A 19,108-nucleotide genomic window follows, 5' to 3' on the forward strand; every position below is an offset into this window, starting at 1 on the left:
CTTGCCTGATTCCTTGCTTTCCTGACTTCTTGCTTCCTTGATTGCTATCAATCAAAAGAGATTACTCTGCAATATATTGCGGTTATTAGAGTCTTTTTCTCTTTCTTTTATTTTGAATTGGAATATCCTCAGCCTCATAAGTTGAATTGTTATTACCGAATTGCAACAGAGAGAAAAGCTGATTTGTAATCTCATTATCTTTAAAAATCTCATTGAAGACTGAAAATGGAACCGTATTTTCTTGTGAAATTTTTTGTGCTATTTTTTCCATTTCCGATATCAACTTTTGCTTATCTGTTCTATCCAGGTGTGGATTTCTAAATCTTGAAAATTTGATTTCCCTCTCAACAATATTAATAACAGAATCCAAATATTTTTTCTTTTCAGAAGCAAAAACTGTAGGGTTGGTCAATAGTGCAGAGTTTTTGTTTTTGAATAGATGTACATGCTTTTTTAAATCATCAACCTTTGTATTGAGTTCAGTGATTTGTTTTGACTTAGATTCCAACTCAGTTTTATTTTTAAGAATTATGCTTTTGTATGTTCGAAATGCTTTTTCATAATTCTCAATGGTCTTGTCAGTCTTAATTTTTTTAAAACCTAGAAAATCATTTTCCTTTACAATCAGCTCCTCCGATTTCTTCGAACCCATTTCAGACTTCATCAAATCATACCTTTCTTCCAAAACTTTGAGATCTTCTTCTTTCTGCTGAATCTTAAACTCAATCGCTTCCAATCTTCCTCTGGAACCAGAAACCCCTCTTTCCATATTCAGGCATTCTGCTGTCAGATCCTGCATTTTCGAATAGTGGAAAGATTGGTGTTTAAGTGTTTTACCAGTTTTTAAATCCTGCCAGTCAACTACCAAATGAGCGTGATAATTTGGTTTCCATTCTTTCGTGTCTTTATCAGTGTGTCCTTCGTCTTTATGAATGGCGATCTGAAAAACACGGATGTTCAATTCTTCTTCCAGTCTCTTTGCTAAGTTCTGAAGTTCCAGCATCGTTGTATTTTCTTTGATCACCACAACCGCTTCCCGAACAGGCATTGCATTCTTCTGTAATTTCCTTCCGGACTTTTCTTTGCAATACGCTTCGATCTTTTGAATCCTGTCAGCTATTTTCTGCTCCATCCAGTATTCATTCTTTGGTGTAAGGTCTTTACGGATGTAATCAAAAGTTTTCTTCCTGAAATTATGGGTTTCAGAATCGGACTTAACAACTTTGAAATTAATAGAGGTCTTCATTGCTTTTACATCTTTAAAGTTTTACATTTTTATTGTTTTATGCTTTTAAATTTTTACTGAAGATTGCTGTAGTTATATTACGCAGCATTACTTTTTACCTGTGTTTATTTAACACACCTTCGACAAAAATAGATCTGGTGTTTTTTACAAAGGTTCAAGAAGCTAACCTGATATTATTTTACTCAGGTTAAAAGCCTCGCAGAGCGTATTAGAAACTTTGTTGGAAGGCACGACCTTCAAAGTTGCGAATGCGCTCCTAACTTCTGCGGGTAGTTGGTAAAAAATACAGAACGTTTTATCACCGTTTCCTTTTAAAACCATTTGATTTTTTTATTTCCGGCTCCTGATCTCTTGTTTGTTGTTTATCCTGTTCTGGAAATTTATCAGATTGTTTTCCTTGCTTATTTGATAGATTATTTTTCATTCTGTGTCTCAAAAATTCGTTAAGATCTTTATGGTTGGAATAAATTCCTGAATGATCTTTTGCTTCCGGAAAGAATTTTATAATCTCTGATCTGCATTTAATTCCTGCATTATCATTGTCCAGAAAAAGATGGATGTCAGGATAGTTTTTCAGATGCTCTATCGATTTATTTAAAAGAGCAATGGAATTCATCACAAGGATATCTCCTGCAAAAGACTTTTGCAATTCAATAAAAGACAGTGCATCTATAAAACCTTCAAAAACAGCTACACCTCTGACATCTGTATCTTGAATATTTGATTTATTCTGACCATTGACGCTGAGATCTATTAGTGAAACATCCTTTTTTAATAATGAACCTTTGTAAAAAGCATTACGCAATTCAAAACCGCCAGATAAGTTCTCGAAACCAATGGCATAGAGTTTCTTGCTTCTCATGGTAAATCGTACTTCTTTTATATGATCATAGACTTTAGGACTTAATCCACGTCCCTGCAAATATTGTTTCAGGTTTGGATTCTGGAGATCGAGTATTTCATCGATTGTGTAATTTGCTTCTGACTTTATAATCTGTTGTTGCTGATGAAAAGAAGAAAAATTCTGCTTCTCTGCCCATATCAAAACTTCATTGACCGAGGTATTTAAATACTTCTTCATAAAGTCGGTGTTATTGCCACCGACACCTTCTGAATGGAGATACCAGGCATTAATTCTTTTATCCAATTTGAAAGAGGCTTGGGATTCGCTGGCAAAGGGGTTGAGATACCAAGCTTCTTTTTCATTTTGTTTCGTGGGAAGGTGTCCGAGAGAAAGGAGGACTTCTTCCAACGATATGCTGTTGAATTTTTTGCAGTTCATTTTTGCTATGTTTTTTATTAAATATACTTACCTAGTTACCGATCTGTTGATAATCAAATGAATGATTCTCTTTTTGCGACTACCTGGATTTACCTACTTACCCAATGTTATTATATAGTTAACTTAGGTAGGTTTGGATTTCTCTACTTACCTGATTAAAACTTTCACATTGTGTCACTTAAAGCCCTTAGGTAGGATGGTAGATTACTTCTGTTTAATTACTTTATGATCTTCAACCGGATGAGATAACCGTAGATCTGTCTTTGGGGATGTTTGACCCTTGGAAATTTGAAAGATGATAAAGCTCTCCCGATCTTTAAATGATTTAAACGGACACCGTGAGAATTCAGATCGATCATCACTTCTGTCGCGGTCATAAATTCCTCCAGATGATCGGAAGGTTCATAGAACTTGTTCACGATCTCCTGTTCCAAGGTCATTTGCGTAAATCTTTCATTGCGTTTTTCATTCTCCAGAATATCTGTTACAGATAGTTCCGGATTATAATTTTTCCTTTTATAAGCATTGAAATAAGCTTGCGCCCAGACCTTGTCAATATCGATCTCCGACGAATAATTGAAGTTGATCTTCTCGATCACTTAGAAAATGATCCACCTTACACTTCCCGAATCATCGGTTAGAAAATCTGTTTTGTTTGTTGATCCCACAAAGCTGCAGATCCGCTCCAGGTATTCTGATTTCCTTGCATAGGGCAATCTCTCGTTAATATGCGTTTTGGAGATATAGGCCTTTAAAGAATTAATATCTGCTTTAGCAAGAACTGATAATTCATCCAGATTGATGATCAGATTCTTGCACAATTTGATCCTGCTGTCTTTGTCTAAACCAATGTCTTCAGAAATATAATTCATCAGTTTTTCAGGAATAAAAAACCTTAAATAGGTTGATTTCCCGTTATTCTGGATGGCATTCGCAAGAACCAGACAATGTTTGTTTATCTTTTCTTTTTCCAAAGCACATAATACCGCTCTGGTAAACCATTTTTCGGTATGGTAGAAAAATGAAGCGTCATCATTGGTTTTCACATAAGAACAAAGCTTCCTGATATAATCTTCACCATCCCAATCTTCCAGACTTTCAAAATATTCTGAAATAGGATCATACTGTTCTATCAAATGACTTCTGACCAGGATCTCCAGTTTATTGATCGGGATATCAACTCCTGACTGGATAAGTTCGATAAATAGTGAGTTCAAATTTAGATCTGACCATTTTTTATCTGAACTCAATTTGATCTCAAACTCCAGAGATATGGTATTGAATCGAATTGAATATTTAGAATTGAGATAATTCAATGCCCGGTCAAAGATCGTTTTAGTTTCTGTACCGGTTTGATAAAGCGTTTTATTCTCTTCCATAAACATTAGGGATTGTGGAAACGGAACAAATAATTCTTATATCTGAACTCTACTTCCAAGTAAAACAAACATCTAAAACCTAACTGCTGCCACAGTCAGGTTTTATTTTTTGCGTAAAGAAAATTCTATGGCTTCCTGCTGAATTTCATCATTGGATTTATGGCTGTTTTTCAACAACCATTCATCAATTTTTGTACGTTCAAAGAATAGCACTTTCCCATTAGGTTTAGAAAAAGGAAGACTGTTGGTATGAACTAATTTATAGATATAGGATTTTTTGAATCCTGTATAATCTGAAAGTTCTTCAACATTAAGAATAGATTTGAGACCGACAATGTGCTTTTCAATTCGGTTCAGCTTGTGAAGGATAATTTCGTTTTCCATTGCTTTACTATTTTAAAATTTGTGTGGCAAAGGAAAACAAATGACAATGTCATTAAAATACTCGGATAGTCAAAACACCTTTTTACAAAGGGTTTTACAGTATAAAATTTGAATATCAGGAAGTTAATCTAATGACCTCCTCAATTTCGGATACGTTCATTTTACGAATCGAAATGTTTTGATTGACAAATTTTGACTTCTGGTAGAAGCCAGATTCAATTTTTTTAGTTCAAATTAATTTTCCAAGCATATCAGCCCTGCTACTAAGTAAAATATAAGTTTCATTTAGCATTGGCAAGAACAAATATCGAAATCAAAATTCAGTGATCAAGTTGATTTAAATGAGAAATTGAAATTCTTCATAGAAAAATAGAATTGAACTCCGAGAGTCTGACGAAGAAATAGTTGATTGACTATTGAGATAACAGAATAATAATATTTCATAGTAATTAGACCTTTGTTTCATAGTGCTTATTTCAAAAATATTAGATATAAAATATAAAAAAAAATTTTAATATTATTTTATAAGTGACATGAAACAAGTAGTTTAACGAAATAATTTTTTCACATCTAAAAAGAATTAAATGCTAGTATTTATTTTTTTCGAAAAAATTTTTGCTGTTCTCAAATAATTTATATATTTACCTCGATAATATCAAATCAATATTTAGATCAGGAGAAACCCGAAAATCCTTTAAAGAGTAGGGGCATAAATAAAATATTATACATGAAAAATTTAGAAAAATTGGAAGATTTTCAATTGCAAAATGATCAATTGAACACAATTGTTGGACAAGGTGGTCCACTTGAACCTTCTTTTGAAACTGGTTCTGTTACTACTGGAGCAGGACAAGAGCAATTAAATGACTGGCCAGCTCCGGGACAAACAACTTGCGTTAATTATACAGGCGATATATGGGATGGCAGCGATCCTCGAACAATGTTACGTTTAGGTGAAACTTATTCATAGTCTTACTATTAAAATTATCTGGGTACAAAACCGAGATAATCTCTTCAAATAAATAATTACCAAATTAAAACGATAAGAAAAACAACTTGTTTTTCTTATCGTTATTTTATATTATGAAATCTATATTTGTAACATTCTTTTTTTTAAGCGGTATACTTAGTTCTCAGTCAATAGAACTAAGGGACAAAACATTAATTAAATATTATGAATCAATTATTAATGCTGAAAATAATATAGTCGAAAATAATTTATCAAAAGCAAATGAATTTTATAATATTGCTTTTGCCACTCTTAATGAGCCTCAAACCAAAGATATTTTTAATAGTATGCAGGTCTCAATAAAGCTAAAGGACTTCAATGATGCATTTCAAAAGTATAATAGATTAAAGTGTTTAGGATATTCTTTCAATAATGATTTCAGAGAAAAAACCTTTAAAAACTATAATAATAAAGAAAAAGATTGTAGCAAAAAAATAGATATAGCATATAAGAAGACATTAGATTCATTATATGATATAGATCAAAAATATAGAAATTTATCTAATGGTGACTACAGTAAATATAAACAAGAGATAACAATAAGTGATAGTGTGACATCTCTTAAGTTGCTAGATTTATTTCAAAAAAAAGGTTTTCCAAATGAATATGATATAGGGGTTAATACGAATGGAGACATTTCTTTCCAAAAGTTTTATTTTATTATCTGGCATCAATTGGCAACAAACAGATACAGTTCACAAAAAGTAAATTTTTCAGAAGAACTTGACAAAGCTTTAAACAAAGGGAAAATTTCACCAGAAAATGCTGCTTTCCTTTTTGAACTTACTAATAACTCTAATAATTTTTCATCAGTCCATTTTGATATTTTAGAGTTCTTTACAAATAGTGGCTCTACTCCAATGAGAGAGCAAATCATCAATAAAACAGCTGTTGGAGACTGTTGTTATGTGCATGTTTGGTTTTTTCCAGAGAGAAGAAATGAAAAAGCGATCCAGATGGTACAAAAAATTAATGAAAACAGAAAAAAAATTGGATTATCCGATTTGGATACTGAACTAAAAAAGAAAGTTTTCTATTTGAAAAATAAGGAATATCTTTTCCCTCGCTTAGGTGTTATGGGAAAGGAAATTAATGACTTAAGCAAAGTTGAGTTTTTGAAAAAAAGTCTAATTAAATTATAATGATTCTTATTATCAGTGTCGAAAATGATGGTATCACTAATGATATCTGTGCATCTCTGGTACATCAAAAAAAGGAATTTGTCAGAATTAACGAAAGTCAATATATAACTGATGTTTTTTTTGATTTCACTCTTAAGCAATTTGAATTTACAATAAATAATATAGTATACAATCTTAATCAGTTTTCTTCTGTTTATTATCGCAATGGAACTATTGTATATAAAGATATTTCTCTTGAAATTGATTCGCCTATAAAACTTTTTTATGAAACAGAATTGAGTTCAATAACTGAATTTATTTTTCATTATTTACACAAAAATTGCAGACGTATTTATGGAAATATAATTAATAAAAAAGTCAACAAATTAGAGGTTTTGCACTTAGCTGGAACATTAGGTTTTAAAATTCCCCAAACATATGTATTTTCTAATCCAAAATGTTTAGAGTTTTTAACTGATGTAGAAAACAAGCTAATTACTAAATCTATTTCAGAAATGAGTCCTATCCTCTACAAGAATGAACTTTATCTGAATTATACGAGAGAAATTTCTCTTGATGAAATTCTTGGAAAAACACACGAAATTATACCATCTTTAATTCAAGATAGAATTCATGTAGAATATGAATTGAGAGTATTTTTCTTTGAAAATAAAATATGGGCAATTGCCATGTTTGATTTCGAGAATAATGTGGATGTTAGAAATGTCAGAAGTAAAAAATTTATTCCTTACGAACTTCCGTATGACATTCAAGAAAAAATATTCGCCATTGCTTCAAAATTAGAATTAAAAACTGGAACTATAGATTTACTAAAGTCCAACAATGACTTTTATTTTCTTGAAGTAAACCCTTCAGGTCAATTTCAGGATTTAAATTATTGGGGTAATTATAATATAGATCAATATATAGCAGAACAATTATGAAAGATAAATTGCATTTGAAAGGTGTAGAATACACTTTACAAGAATGGTCAAAATGTAACGTGATTTCGAAAGTAAAATTTACTAGTAGAGACGATATAAAAAGTAAAAAAATACTGATAATCAGATCACCAAAAAAATATCCTAATTTATTTTAATAATTATGTATTTGCGATTATTTGATTCTGTACGCATTACTGAGGGTGTTAATAGAGCTATAATTTTTGATACTACCTCTGGCTTTTTAAATTTTATTCCAAAAAGTTTTTCAGCTTTATTATCTGATGAAAATCAAAATTATTCTTTGTTGCTAGAAGAATTAGATAATGAATCAAAAAAAACATTACAACAATATATTGATTTCATTCTCACGAATCATTTAGGATTTATTGTTAAAAGTTTAGGGGAATTAGCATGTTTTAAAAAATCTAAAGATGTTCACTTTAGTTCATCAGAGGTTGATTATCTTATTTTTGATTTATATCCATCAGATTTGACTAGTGATATTGTACAACAGATTGATGATTTAGGAATAAAGTTTGTCCAATTAAGAGTTTTGGAACAATCAACTTACACAGAAATACTAAAACTTTTTTCAAATATAGAGTTATTTAATAATACTTCTGTAAATGAAGTTTCTATCGTATTATCATATAGTTCTGACTTAGAAGAATGTATAATTAGGGGAGATGTAGTAAAGTCAAGCATATTTTTACAATTTATCTTTCATAGTTGTACTATAAATGAAATGAAAGTGTATGGTAATATTCAAATATCAAAGATTAATAATAAAATAAAAATTCCTTTAAGTTGTGGATGTATAAACTTAAATAACTTAAATATCAATCGGTCATTTTATATTGAAGCTCTAAACCACAACTCTTGTCTCCACAAGAAAATATCAATTGATTATGAGGGTAACATCAAAAACTGTCCATCGATGGTTAAAAATTTCGGAAACATAAAACAAACTTCTTTACGCAAAGCATTATTAGACAATGATTTTAAGGAATATTGGGATGTTAACAAAGATGAAATTGAAGTTTGTAAAGATTGTGAGTTTCGATATGTATGTACCGATTGTAGAGCATATACTGAAAAAGGTGAGGATAATCCAGGAACAATAAATCTTTCTAAGCCTTTAAAATGTGGTTATGATCCTTACACAGGAGTTTGGAATGACTGGAGCATTAATCCACTTAAAGAGAAAGCCATCAAGTTTTACGGTTTACAGGAAATATTAAAATACTAAAAATTGGCTAAAAAATTTCCATTTTACATACAACCTGATGCAAAAGACTGTGGTCCCACTTGTCTCAGAATCATCAGCAAATACTACGGAAAAAGCATTTCCTTACAACAGATTCGTAATCTTTCAGAAACCACTAGAGAAGGAAGTAGCATGCTTGGCTTGAGCGATGCTGCTGAAGATTTAGGATTTCGTACTTTAGGTGTTAAAATCGATTTTAATATACTTGCTGAAGATGTGCCTTTTCCATGTATTATACACTGGAACAAAAATCATTTTGTAGTTGTTTACAAAATTGATAAAAAGAATACGGTTTACGTTTCAGATCCAAGTTACGGATTGATTACTTATTCCAGAGAAGAATTTATCAAACGATGGATCGGCGAAAATGCCAACGGAAATACTGTAGAAGGAATCGCTTTAATTCTTGAAACCACACCGGCATTTTTCCAGACTGAGTTTGATGATAAAGAAAGTAAAGCCAGTTTTTCTTTTCTCTCAAAATATCTGCTTAAATATAAATCTTTAATCATCCAATTGGCGGTCGGTTTACTAGCGGGAAGTTTACTTTCGCTCATTATGCCCTTCCTAACACAGAGTATCGTGGATGTGGGAATTCAGAATCAAGATCTGAATTTTATATATCTGGTTCTCTTAGCTCAAGTGATGCTTTTTCTTGGTAGAATGGGAATTGAGGTCATCCGAAGCTGGATTTTACTTCATCTTTCCACCAGAATTAACATTTCAATCATCTCCGATTTCTTTATAAAATTAATGAAACTTCCAATCAGTTTCTTTGATACAAGAATGACAGGAGATATCATGCAGAGAATCAACGACCATCATAGAATTGAACAGCTTCTGACTAATTCTTCTATAAATACGTTATTCTCACTTGTCAATTTAATTATTTTCAGCATCGTTTTGCTGTTTTATGATTACAGATTATTTGTTGTTTATTTGGTCGGAGCGATTTTGTATATCGGATGGATCACTTTTTTTCTCGGAAAACGAAAAGAACTTGATTATAAAAGATTTTCCCAGGTCTCACAGGAACAAAGCAAAGTGATCGAACTCATCAACGGCATGCAGGAAATTAAAATGTTTAACGCCGAAAAGCAAAAACGTTGGGACTGGGAGTTTTTACAGGTAAAACTTTTTAAGCTAAAAATAAAATCGTTGTCATTGGAGCAGTGGCAATCGGTTGGTGGGAATTTCATCAACCAGATGAAAGATATTTTGGTAAGTTTTCTTTCTGCTAAATTGGTTTTGGAAGGAAATCTTACTTTGGGGATGATGCTTTCTGTTCAGTACATTATCGGACAGTTAAACAGTCCATTATTACAATTGATTGACTTTATCAAACAAACTCAGGACGCCAAAATTTCTTTGGAGAGATTAGGCGAAATTCATGATAAAGAAGATGAAGAAAATAAGGATGAGCAGTATGCTACCGAAATTCCCGAAAAAGATATAGAAATTAGTAATATATCTTTCAGGTATATTGGTTCAGATATTCCTGTTTTTGAAAACTTAAGTTTAAATATTCCTCACCAAAAAACCACAGCAATTGTTGGAGCCAGCGGAAGTGGAAAAACAACACTTTTAAAATTGTTGATGAAATTTTATGAACCCAACGAGGGGGAAATAAAAATAGGAAATACCCAAATGAAAAATATTTCACCAAGGTTCTGGAGAGATCAGTGCGGTGTGGTGATGCAGGAAGGATATGTTTTTAATGATACGATTGCCAATAATATCGCTGTAGGTGAAGATTATGTAGATAAAACAAAATTAAGAAAAGCGGTAGAAATTGCTAATATTAAAGAATTTATTGAAGGTTTACCTTTAAGCTATAATACAAAAATAGGAAATGAAGGCGTTGGCGTAAGTGGCGGACAAAAGCAAAGACTTTTCATCGCAAGAGCGGTTTATAAATCTCCGGAATATATCTTTTTCGACGAAGCAACGAGCGCTTTAGATGCGAATAATGAAAAAGTAATCATGGAAAATCTGGAACAGTTCTTTAAAGGAAAGACGGCCATTGTAATCGCTCACAGATTGTCGACAGTAAAGCATGCCGATAAAATTATTGTTTTAGACAAAGGTAAAGTTGTGGAAGAAGGAAATCATGTAGAATTGGTAGCTTTAAAAGGAGAATATTACAGACTCGTTAAAAATCAGTTAGAACTTGGAAACTAAAAAAGACATTTTAGACAACATAGAACTGCGCTCAGAAAGCGTTCAGGATATACTTACAGAGCCGCCACATTGGATGTTCCGATGGGGAAATACAATTATATTACTTATATTATTACTCATTCTTGCGATGAGTTACATCATCAAATATCCGGAATTTGTTCCGGCTCCGATTATTGTGACTTCACAAAATCCACCAGAGAAAATTGAAGCAAGAAGCAGTTCAAAAATTGAAAAAATATTCATTAAAGATCATCAAAAAGTAAAAAAAGGCGATGTAATGATGGTTTTGCAGTCAACCGCAAATTATCAAGATGTTTTAAAATTGAAAAAATTGGTAGACTCTATTGCGTCGGATCAGCTTCTATCTTTCCCTGTGAAAGAGGCTTCTCATTTTAAATTAGGTGAACTTCAGAGTGATTACAACAGTTTTGCGAAAGCTTTTCAGGACGAGAATTTATTTACCCGTTTACAGCCTTATGCGCCAGAAAATATTGCAACGAATCTGAGTATTTCAGAATCCAGAGGCCGAATTGCTAATTTAAGGCAGCAAAAAAATCTGGAAGCAGCAAAGGCCGAGCTTTCCCGTAAAAGCTATCAAAGATCTCGGGAATTATTTAATCAAGGCGTGATTGCAGCGGTAGAACTCGAAACTGAAAAAATAAAATATCTTCAGGCTCAGCAAAACTTAGAAAATTTAAATATTTCTCTGTCTCAATTACAGGAAAGTATTTCTAATTTCAATAAAACAAAAAGCGGAACCGCAATCAACACCGAAAAAGATAAAATTACTTATTCGTCGCAAACTCTTCAATTATTTGAGCAATTGCGGAAATCTTTAAAACAATGGGAACAGAGTTATCTTATTGTTTCTTCTACCAATGGAATGGAAAGTTTTCAGCAGTTTTATGGCGAAAACCAATTTGTAAAAGCAGGTGATCCTATAGTGTCTATCTTACCGGATAATACTGAACAATTGGTGGGTAGAATGTCGGTACCAACAGCCAATTCGGGGAAAATTATTCCCGGAGAAAAGGTGTTGATTAAATTAGATAATTATCGCTTTCAGGAATATGGAATTATCGAAGGGAAAGTACAGAATATCTCATTAATTCCGGATGATAAAGGAAATTATTACGTAGATGTTGTGCTGCCAAAAGGTTTAAAAACATCATACAATAAAACCCTTAAATTCGACAAAGAGCTTAGAGGAAATGCGGAAATCGTGACGCAGGATCTTAGATTGATTGAAAGGTTTTTCTATCAGATAAGAAAATTATTAGGTTATCAAAATTAATTAAAGCTATAAATAATGTCGTTATTTTCAAATTGAAATTTTTAAAATGCACACTTATGTTAAAGGTTATGATTGCTAAATCATGCGTATCTTCCGAGAGATAGTTGTCAGTTGTTTAGGAATGAAGAATCTTATAAATGTTGATTTTTCATACCATTCTGAATGTTATTTGCAAGGACCAAAACAATGTTTGTTTTTTTTCTTTTTTTAACGTGCACAAGACCGCTCCAGTAAACCATTTTTCGGTAAGGTACAGAAATATTTAAATTTGAATATCATTGCTTTACAAAACAAAATTGGTGTAAGCACTATTCAGGCTTCCGTACGGAATTTGAGAAATTTCTTCTTTCTCATACTTTACAAAATGTGCTATTGTAAAGTTCATTAAGCCTTTTCTCTTTGCTCTCTCAAATTTGATGTCGCCACCCTCTAAAATTAAATGTAACAAAGAAAATAATTCGGTATAAGTAATTACATTTTTTCCAGATGTCCCAACCCATTTTATTTTATTCTCAATCTCTTTTCCCTTCAATAAATCTTGAAAATCATTTAATGAACTGTCATCAATATTTTTTGTATTTAATTTAATGACCTCCTCAATTTCGGACACTTTCATTTTTCGAATCGAAATATTTTGATTAACTAAATTTTTGATTTCGGGTAGAAGTGCAGATTCAAATTTTTTAGTCCAAATTAGTTTTCCAAGCATAGCGACTCCTACCAATAAATAAAACATTATTGACAGACGATAGAAGAATAATACATATTGATTGGAGATCGAAATATCTTCAGCATCATCAGTAAAATACCAAAATAAATAATGTAGATGAAAATTCTGGGTCTTTCTATCCGAGCAATCCACCAATCACGATCGAGACAAAAAAAATAATAGAGAATCCATTTTATATTTACTTTACAAAACGGATAAAGAATAAAAATATTTAATACGAATGCAATCACCTTAAATATAGAAATTCTTAAGTTGATTGGAATAAGGTATACTCCCAGCAGAGTTATAAGCGAGATAACAAATGAAACAAGAATTAATAGGGAAGGTCTACTTTCTATATTTATTTTCTTCATATCTCAATATTTAATTCGGGAATAATCTCGGCTGCTTCTTTCATTTTGCTATCAACAATTTTTGCATATATCTGTGTAGTTCTCAATTCTCTATGTCCTAGTCTTTTGGAAACTGTATAAATATCTGCACCATTTTCCAGAAGTAAGACAGCATTCGTATGTCGAGCTGAATGAAAAGTAATATGTTTCGGAACCGCAGCACGATTGCACCAGCGGACAATTTCTGTATTATAGGTCATCCCATATTTTAAACCTTTGAAAACTCTTTCTTGTGGATCTTGTCTTTCGCCCAACAATTCTCTGGCTTGTTTTGAAATATAAAGATATTCTACACCCTCTGTTTTTTCTTGTCGGAAATTGACTCTTGAAATATCGCCTTCATCACGGACTTCTTTCCAAATTAAAGTATTGATATCCGACCAACGTAATCCTGATAAACACGAAAAAAGAAAAGCTTTTTTCAAAACCGGATATTTTCATTCCGCTTTGGCTAAACGTTGTAATTCATCAAAGATCAAATATTCTCGTTGGCTTTCAGCCTGTTCAAATGATTTAATTTTGGCTGCATAATTTATTGTCAAATAGCCATTATCAAAGGCATTTCGCAGTGCAGCTTTAAACTTGTTGAAATAAGAATATTTTGAGTTTTGAGAAAGAGGTAGTTCACTTCTAGTAAGAGCATCTTTCTCAAAATATCTGTAAACTTTTTTGACGAAATTTTCATCAATTTCATCGAAAGTCATGTTTTTAGAAACAATTTTTTTGAGATGTTCTTCAGTGAGTTCAGCGAAAAAATTTAGAAATACTCTTTTGGATTTTGCAGTATTTTTTAACTCGAATCTTCCTTGAGCATATTCAGCTTTACGAATCGCTAATATATTTTCTGCAAATTGCAAAGCTTCTTTATTGTCTTTCTTTTCTTTGGCAGTTTTTGGATTGTCAATTAAGTAAGTATCTAAATTCTCAAAACTTCTAAGATGTTTTCTTTTTCCGTCATTAGTCATTTCAGACCCACGATAAAACTCAAGTGACAGGCTGATCCTCCCGTCTTTTAATTTCCTTTGAATAAGTGATATTTTCATAAATTTGGATTTGTACTACTTCTGTACTACTTTTCACCATTTTGGTGACTTGAAGTTGTACAGAAGTGGTACAAATATACAAACAAACTCCAAAAAAAGGAAAATAATTTTTTGTAAATATCTGATAATCAAATAAAAGAAGGAAAAAGGAATCAAAGAAAAGCTTAATTATTTCCCGATACAAAACTTAGAGTTCAAAACAACCTGTTGTTTATCAGTGTGTTATAATTTATGAGGGACAAATGAGTCACACGTTAATTTTAACGGTAATGAACTGTTTCAAAGATAGTTATAGTTTTGTGTTAAACCAAATTAAATTCAATTTCTGCATTGGTTGAGAAAGGCTACGGGAATTTTATTGCTACCTTTCCATTAACGAGGATACTGAATAAGAAATCCTCAAATAGGCCTTATACAGAATGTTTGTAAATTAAGACATAATAAACAAATGGTGCAATTCTAATTTTTTGCTTTTATATTACTAGGATAACCATGGCGATAGAAGGAAGTATATTTTATGTTGCAAAAATCCTGTAGTTCTTAAAACATTTGTCATAATCTGGAACTACGTAATATAGTTTTAAATTACTAATCCAATTTTATTCAACAGAGATTCTGTTACAACTTACCTTAATTCGGATACACTGTTTGTTTCCAGTCTTTAGAACTTTGTCATACTTAAAACAATATAGTATGAACACATTTAAAATGTTAGTTATAGCTGCCAGTATGGGTATGTATTCCAATGTTATGGCAGCTATCTATGTAAAAGGCACAATTTCTTTTAACTCGCAGATTGCGGACAAAAATGTTTCAATTTCTGAATGGAATAAAAATTATAGTAAAATGGACACGCTCAAATCCAACCAGACAATCATCAATTTAGGGGGACACCAGGTTCCTGTTTTAAAGGGAGGACTTTATGACAGATTCCGTTCAAACCCACCTTTGGCAGTAGTTGAAAAAGAAGCTCCTGAAATTGATCTGAGCTGGTTTAAAACTATTCAAAAACAGAAAAAGGAGGTCGGCTTTACAACATACTCTCCTAATTTCTATTATAGTAATAGTAGTATAACGGCAATATATACTGCTGATATGAAAATGCTGAAAAAGCTAATCCCAGCAGAAGTTCGTGATATTGTGAAACCTATTTCAATTACACCTGGACGTGGCCTGGTTGCAATCACAGCATATGCTTACCATTATTGTGATAATGATTCCTATAATGAGTTATCTATCTCTATTGTAACTACGAAGCCAAACTCCACCAATTGGGGCGTATTTTCCCTTATGAAGGAGCTTAAGAATAAAAATCTTTGGGGGTACGTTCTGAAGCTTCCTGTAGACACAGAACTGGCGAGAGTTCGTGGAGTAGTGGGATATAACCTGCCGAAATGGTTGATTCCAATGAAATATAGTGATCAAGGAGAGATGATGAAGTTCGACTTTTATGATGAGTCCGGGAAAATGGATTTTTCGATGGGAGGAAAAAAACTGGCTATTGGAGATGTTCAACCGGATATTGTCCGTTCAAACTTTATTAACAAGGATAGAAATGGCCAACTGACTCACGGTTATACTGATGTCAGAGCCATTAAGAAAGCAAGTAGTAAAAAGAAAGAAGATCTGCAGCTCAAACTTACCGACGGGCCTTTGTCCACATTTATCAAATCGTTGCACCTTGGTAAAATGATGCGCTACGATTATCAGCCGGAATTCCAGGCAGCCTTATATACACCAGAGTTAACAGACGAATCTAAAAAATAGTACAGAACTATTAACCGTACATGTAATTATCCAAGACAATATCGGGAGCAATGGTCAAGTTGGCGAGGGATTGAACAAATCAGAAATGAACAAACTTCAATTAAAAAAAATCAGTAAATTAGTTATGTATAAAATCAGAAAATCAAAATATGAAAACTCCAGAAAAGGTTTCGTCAATTAATGCCCTGCATCAGTTTCTAGGATTGAAAAAACCGTCGAATCCACTGATTAGTGTGTTCAATTTTGATGATGTCAATCTGGAACCGGAAACGATTCTAAGTGCAATTACTACAGATTTTTATGTTATTGCATTGAAAAAGGAATGTGCGGGAGGTAAGTGCAGATATGGACAACAGTATTATGACTTTGATGAAGGGATCATGTATTTTATTGCCCCTCATCAGGTACTCCAATTTGAAGATGTGCTTCTGAATGGTGTAAAGGGCTTTGTTTTGGTAGTGCATCCTGATTTCTTTCAGGGATATCCTTTAGCATCGCAGGTTAAAGATTATGGTTATTTTTCCTATGCGACCAATGAGGCGTTGCACCTTTCAGAAAAAGAAGAAACCTCTGTTATGGATATCATTCATAACGTTGGAAATGAAATTGAAGGCAATATGGATAATTTTACACAGGATCTGCTGGTTTCCAATATTGAGCTTTTGCTTAAATACTGTGACCGTTTCTATAACCGTCAGTTTTTAACGAGAAAAAAGGCGAATAATGATTTACTTACAAAGTTGGAAAACTTACTGGATGGTTATTTCAAGAATGATAATTTAGTAGTCAATGGAATACCTTCTGTTCACTTAATAGCAAGTGAATTGAATCTAAGTGCCAACTATTTAAGCGATATGCTCAGAGTTCAGACAGGAAAGACAACCCAGCAGCATATTCAGAACCGATTGATAGAGAAAGCCAAAGAATTATTGTCAACAACGGAATTGTCTGTATCAGAAATCGCTTATCATTTAGGGTTTGAGCATCCACAATCATTTCACCGTCTGTTTAAAAACCGTACTACTTTTTCACCTCTGGAATTCAGAGCCTCATTTAATTAATGAAAAAGGTACTCTAATTTAACGAATGCATTAATATTAATAAATATTGAAAAGATGGGTTGTAATTATTACAACCCATCTTTTTTTATTTTTTATTGGGTTTGGTGTTTGAAATAAATCAATAAAACAGAGATTCTGTTACAACTTACCTTATTTAGGTTACAATAACTCATCGGATGTTTTGGACCTTTGTTGTATAAAAATACTTATACAATGAATCTTATTAAAATATTAATTATTGTTACCAATATCAATATGTATGCAAGTGGGAATTATCCTACTGGCCTATGGTTAAGTGAAGTGACCCATATCTATCAGGCAGCAAAAGAAAAAGGCTATGATGTTACCATTGCAAGTCCCAATGGTGGTGATGTTCCTATAGATCCAGAGAGCCTGAAATTTTTTACCCTGGATAAGATATCTAAAAAATATTGGGATGACAATTCCTTCCGTGAATTGTTGAAAAATAGCAGAAGCCTTAAGGAGGTGGAAAATGACAATTTTGATGTGGTTTATCTGGCAGGCGGACATGGAACAATGTATGATTTCCCCGATGATAAAATGCTCCAAAAAATTATTGGTGATCAATATGAAAGTGGAAAAATGGTGGCCGCCATTTGTCATGGAGTCGGTGGTTTGCTTAACGTAAAATTGTCCAATGGAAATTATCTGATCAAAGATAAAAAACTAACTGGTTATAACTGGTTTGAAGAAGGTCTTGCCGGCCGAAAAAAAGAAGTGCCTTTCAATCTTGAAGAGACTTTGAAGAACCAGGGTTCGGATTACAGAAAAGCACTTATCCCGATGACCTCAAAGGTTGTTGTCGATGGAAATTTAATTACTGGACAGAACCCTTTCAGTTCTAAAAAAATGGCAAAAGTCGTAGTACGCGAACTGGATAAACAAATAGCACAGTCTAAAATCATAGATAATAATCAACATTAAAAAACGATTTAAAATGAAAAAATTAAAAATTCTGGCAATTGCAGTAATTATCGCTATAATCCTACTCTTTGCCCCTGGCTTTTTCCTAAGTAAAGCTGTCGTTAATACAGCTTCAAATAAGGAAAGTGTACAACCAAAAACCAATAATCCTACTGATAAGGATACACTCATTGAACTGGCGGGACAGAAGATGCCCGTACTGAAAGGCGGTTTGTTTGACAGATTTCATTCAAATTCGCCTATGGATATCGTTGCAAAGGAAAGACCTGATATTGATCTGAGCTGGTTCAAGACCATTCAAAAACAGAAAAAAGAAGTAGGCTTTACAACCTATTCGCCTAACTTTTATTACAGTAACAGCAGCATTACAGCTATTTACACGGCGGATATGTCAAAAATAAAGGAATTGATTCCGGAAAAGGTTAAAGGTCTGGTAAAACCAATTTCCTATACGCCCGGCAAGGGACTGATAGCTATTACATCTTACGCTTACCATTACTGCGATAACGATTTTTATAACGAATTGTCCATCTCTATTGTAACCACACAACCGGGTAGAAGCAATTGGGGACTGATTTCGCTGATGGGTGAGCTGAATGATAAGAACCTGTGGGGATACGTGTTGAAACTTCCGGTAGATACGGAGTTGGCAAGAGTGAGAGGTGTTTACGGTTACAATTTGCCCAAATGGCTGATTCCTATCAATTACACGAACGAGGGTAATAGTTGACGTTTAATTACTACGATGAAAAAGGGAATTTTGACTTTTCAATGGCAGGGAAAAAACTGGATGTTTCCGCATCAACACCGGAAATTACCCGTTCCAATTTCATCAATCTGAATAAACAAGGTCAGCTAACACATGGTTATACTGATGTTCGCGCCATAAAGAAAGCGAGCAGCAAAAGTGCTGAAGATATTCAATTAAATCTTTCTGATGGTCCTTTGTCAACTTTTATCAGATCATTAGGTTTAAATAAACTGGTTAAGTACGATTACCAGCCGGAGTTTCAGGCAGCATTATATACGCCTGAACTGGTACAGGAAGAGAAAAAATAATTCA

The 19,108-nt window shown here is 32.8% G+C and carries 19 protein-coding genes; 11 read left to right on the forward strand and 8 right to left on the reverse strand.

What is annotated here, in order from left to right; translation table 11 throughout:
- Positions 1–85 precede the first annotated feature (85 nt).
- The 5 genes from BUR17_RS15630 to BUR17_RS15645 form a co-directional block, all read right to left on the reverse strand.
- Complete coding sequence (locus BUR17_RS15630; RefSeq protein WP_074231486.1) at positions 86–1,246, reverse strand: hypothetical protein; 1,161 nt, start codon at positions 1,244–1,246, stop codon at positions 86–88.
- Between the two features lie 298 nt (positions 1,247–1,544).
- Positions 1,545–2,528, reverse strand: a complete 984-nt coding sequence (locus BUR17_RS15635) for a toprim domain-containing protein (RefSeq protein ID WP_074231488.1) — start codon at positions 2,526–2,528, stop codon at positions 1,545–1,547.
- Between the two features lie 218 nt (positions 2,529–2,746).
- On the reverse strand, positions 2,747–3,127 hold the full coding sequence (locus BUR17_RS21055) for a hypothetical protein (protein WP_228418792.1): 381 nt from the start codon (positions 3,125–3,127) through the stop codon (positions 2,747–2,749).
- Positions 3,128–3,907 carry a virulence-associated E family protein gene (locus BUR17_RS15640; RefSeq protein WP_228418795.1) on the reverse strand — a complete coding sequence of 260 codons (780 nt, stop codon included), beginning with the start codon at positions 3,905–3,907 and terminating at the stop codon, positions 3,128–3,130.
- A gap of 102 nt (positions 3,908–4,009) precedes the next feature.
- On the reverse strand, positions 4,010–4,291 hold the full coding sequence (locus BUR17_RS15645; protein WP_063968685.1) for an excisionase family DNA-binding protein: 282 nt from the start codon (positions 4,289–4,291) through the stop codon (positions 4,010–4,012).
- 727 nt (positions 4,292–5,018) lie between these two features.
- Between BUR17_RS15645 and BUR17_RS15650 the strand changes: the two genes are divergently transcribed.
- The 6 genes from BUR17_RS15650 to BUR17_RS15675 all read left to right on the forward strand — a co-directional run bounded on the left by BUR17_RS15650 (position 5,019) and on the right by BUR17_RS15675 (position 12,107).
- Entirely contained in the window at positions 5,019–5,261 is a 243-nt protein-coding gene (locus tag BUR17_RS15650) for a hypothetical protein (protein WP_074231490.1), read from the forward strand.
- A gap of 113 nt (positions 5,262–5,374) precedes the next feature.
- Positions 5,375–6,442, forward strand: a complete 1,068-nt coding sequence (locus BUR17_RS15655) for a hypothetical protein (RefSeq protein WP_074231492.1) — start codon at positions 5,375–5,377, stop codon at positions 6,440–6,442.
- Positions 6,442–7,365, forward strand: coding sequence for an ATP-grasp domain-containing protein (locus BUR17_RS15660; protein ID WP_074231494.1), 924 nt, complete (start codon positions 6,442–6,444; stop codon positions 7,363–7,365). Before BUR17_RS15655 ends, BUR17_RS15660 begins: the two co-directional genes overlap by 1 nt.
- Before the next feature lie 160 nt (positions 7,366–7,525).
- Positions 7,526–8,614, forward strand: a complete 1,089-nt coding sequence (gene gwsS / locus BUR17_RS15665) for a grasp-with-spasm system SPASM domain peptide maturase (RefSeq protein ID WP_074231496.1) — start codon at positions 7,526–7,528, stop codon at positions 8,612–8,614.
- 3 nt (positions 8,615–8,617) lie between these two features.
- Complete coding sequence (locus BUR17_RS15670) at positions 8,618–10,813, forward strand: peptidase domain-containing ABC transporter (RefSeq protein ID WP_074231498.1); 2,196 nt, start codon at positions 8,618–8,620, stop codon at positions 10,811–10,813.
- Complete coding sequence (locus tag BUR17_RS15675) at positions 10,803–12,107, forward strand: HlyD family secretion protein (protein WP_074231499.1); 1,305 nt, start codon at positions 10,803–10,805, stop codon at positions 12,105–12,107. Before BUR17_RS15670 ends, BUR17_RS15675 begins: the two co-directional genes overlap by 11 nt.
- Before the next feature lie 283 nt (positions 12,108–12,390).
- Here BUR17_RS15675 and BUR17_RS15680 read toward each other — a convergent pair whose 3' ends face one another.
- The 3 genes from BUR17_RS15680 to BUR17_RS21065 form a co-directional block, all read right to left on the reverse strand.
- On the reverse strand, positions 12,391–12,723 hold the full coding sequence (locus tag BUR17_RS15680) for a hypothetical protein (RefSeq protein WP_143747606.1): 333 nt from the start codon (positions 12,721–12,723) through the stop codon (positions 12,391–12,393).
- 463 nt (positions 12,724–13,186) lie between these two features.
- Positions 13,187–13,654 (reverse strand): site-specific integrase, encoded by a 468-nt coding sequence (locus tag BUR17_RS21060; protein ID WP_228418798.1) that lies wholly within the window; start codon positions 13,652–13,654, stop codon positions 13,187–13,189.
- 12 nt (positions 13,655–13,666) lie between these two features.
- A complete protein-coding gene (locus BUR17_RS21065) occupies positions 13,667–14,272 on the reverse strand; it encodes a phage integrase SAM-like domain-containing protein (protein ID WP_228418800.1) in 606 nt (201 codons plus the stop codon).
- 693 nt (positions 14,273–14,965) lie between these two features.
- Here BUR17_RS21065 and BUR17_RS15690 point away from each other — a divergent pair.
- The 5 genes from BUR17_RS15690 to BUR17_RS21075 all read left to right on the forward strand — a co-directional run bounded on the left by BUR17_RS15690 (position 14,966) and on the right by BUR17_RS21075 (position 19,104).
- Positions 14,966–16,039 (forward strand): acetoacetate decarboxylase (ADC), encoded by a 1,074-nt coding sequence (locus BUR17_RS15690; RefSeq protein ID WP_084550688.1) that lies wholly within the window; start codon positions 14,966–14,968, stop codon positions 16,037–16,039.
- 149 nt (positions 16,040–16,188) lie between these two features.
- On the forward strand, positions 16,189–17,100 hold the full coding sequence (locus tag BUR17_RS15695) for a helix-turn-helix domain-containing protein (RefSeq protein WP_074231503.1): 912 nt from the start codon (positions 16,189–16,191) through the stop codon (positions 17,098–17,100).
- Positions 17,101–17,313: 213 nt separating this feature from the next.
- Entirely contained in the window at positions 17,314–18,045 is a 732-nt protein-coding gene (locus BUR17_RS15700; protein ID WP_074231505.1) for a type 1 glutamine amidotransferase domain-containing protein, read from the forward strand.
- Between the two features lie 190 nt (positions 18,046–18,235).
- Entirely contained in the window at positions 18,236–18,775 is a 540-nt protein-coding gene (locus tag BUR17_RS21070; protein WP_228418803.1) for a hypothetical protein, read from the forward strand.
- A gap of 41 nt (positions 18,776–18,816) precedes the next feature.
- The gene (locus BUR17_RS21075) at positions 18,817–19,104 is read left to right on the forward strand and encodes a hypothetical protein (RefSeq protein WP_228418806.1); all 288 of its coding nucleotides are present in this window, start codon (positions 18,817–18,819) and stop codon (positions 19,102–19,104) included.
- Positions 19,105–19,108 lie beyond the last annotated feature (4 nt).

Source organism: Chryseobacterium scophthalmum (genome assembly GCF_900143185.1).
In the GTDB taxonomy this organism is placed as follows: Bacteria; Bacteroidota; Bacteroidia; order Flavobacteriales; family Weeksellaceae; genus Chryseobacterium; species Chryseobacterium scophthalmum.

Bases quoted from the DNA above. Each gene is read 5' to 3' on its own strand.
- BUR17_RS15660 (WP_074231494.1), top strand. From the start codon at position 6,442: ATGATTCTTATTATCAGTGTCGAAAATGATGGTATCACTAATGATATC.
- BUR17_RS15645 (WP_063968685.1), bottom strand. From the start codon at position 4,291: ATGGAAAACGAAATTATCCTTCACAAGCTGAACCGAATTGAAAAGCAC.
- BUR17_RS21065 (WP_228418800.1), bottom strand. From the start codon at position 14,272: ATGAAAATATCACTTATTCAAAGGAAATTAAAAGACGGGAGGATCAGC.
- BUR17_RS15695 (WP_074231503.1), top strand. From the start codon at position 16,189: ATGAAAACTCCAGAAAAGGTTTCGTCAATTAATGCCCTGCATCAGTTT.
- BUR17_RS15700 (WP_074231505.1), top strand. From the start codon at position 17,314: ATGAATCTTATTAAAATATTAATTATTGTTACCAATATCAATATGTAT.
- BUR17_RS21075 (WP_228418806.1), top strand. From the start codon at position 18,817: ATGGCAGGGAAAAAACTGGATGTTTCCGCATCAACACCGGAAATTACC.
- BUR17_RS15680 (WP_143747606.1), bottom strand. From the start codon at position 12,723: ATGAAAGTGTCCGAAATTGAGGAGGTCATTAAATTAAATACAAAAAAT.
- BUR17_RS15640 (WP_228418795.1), bottom strand. From the start codon at position 3,907: ATGGAAGAGAATAAAACGCTTTATCAAACCGGTACAGAAACTAAAACG.
- BUR17_RS21070 (WP_228418803.1), top strand. From the start codon at position 18,236: ATGCCCGTACTGAAAGGCGGTTTGTTTGACAGATTTCATTCAAATTCG.
- BUR17_RS15630 (WP_074231486.1), bottom strand. From the start codon at position 1,246: ATGAAGACCTCTATTAATTTCAAAGTTGTTAAGTCCGATTCTGAAACC.
- BUR17_RS15655 (WP_074231492.1), top strand. From the start codon at position 5,375: ATGAAATCTATATTTGTAACATTCTTTTTTTTAAGCGGTATACTTAGT.
- BUR17_RS15650 (WP_074231490.1), top strand. From the start codon at position 5,019: ATGAAAAATTTAGAAAAATTGGAAGATTTTCAATTGCAAAATGATCAA.
- BUR17_RS15635 (WP_074231488.1), bottom strand. From the start codon at position 2,528: ATGAACTGCAAAAAATTCAACAGCATATCGTTGGAAGAAGTCCTCCTT.
- BUR17_RS15690 (WP_084550688.1), top strand. From the start codon at position 14,966: ATGAACACATTTAAAATGTTAGTTATAGCTGCCAGTATGGGTATGTAT.
- gwsS (WP_074231496.1), top strand. From the start codon at position 7,526: ATGTATTTGCGATTATTTGATTCTGTACGCATTACTGAGGGTGTTAAT.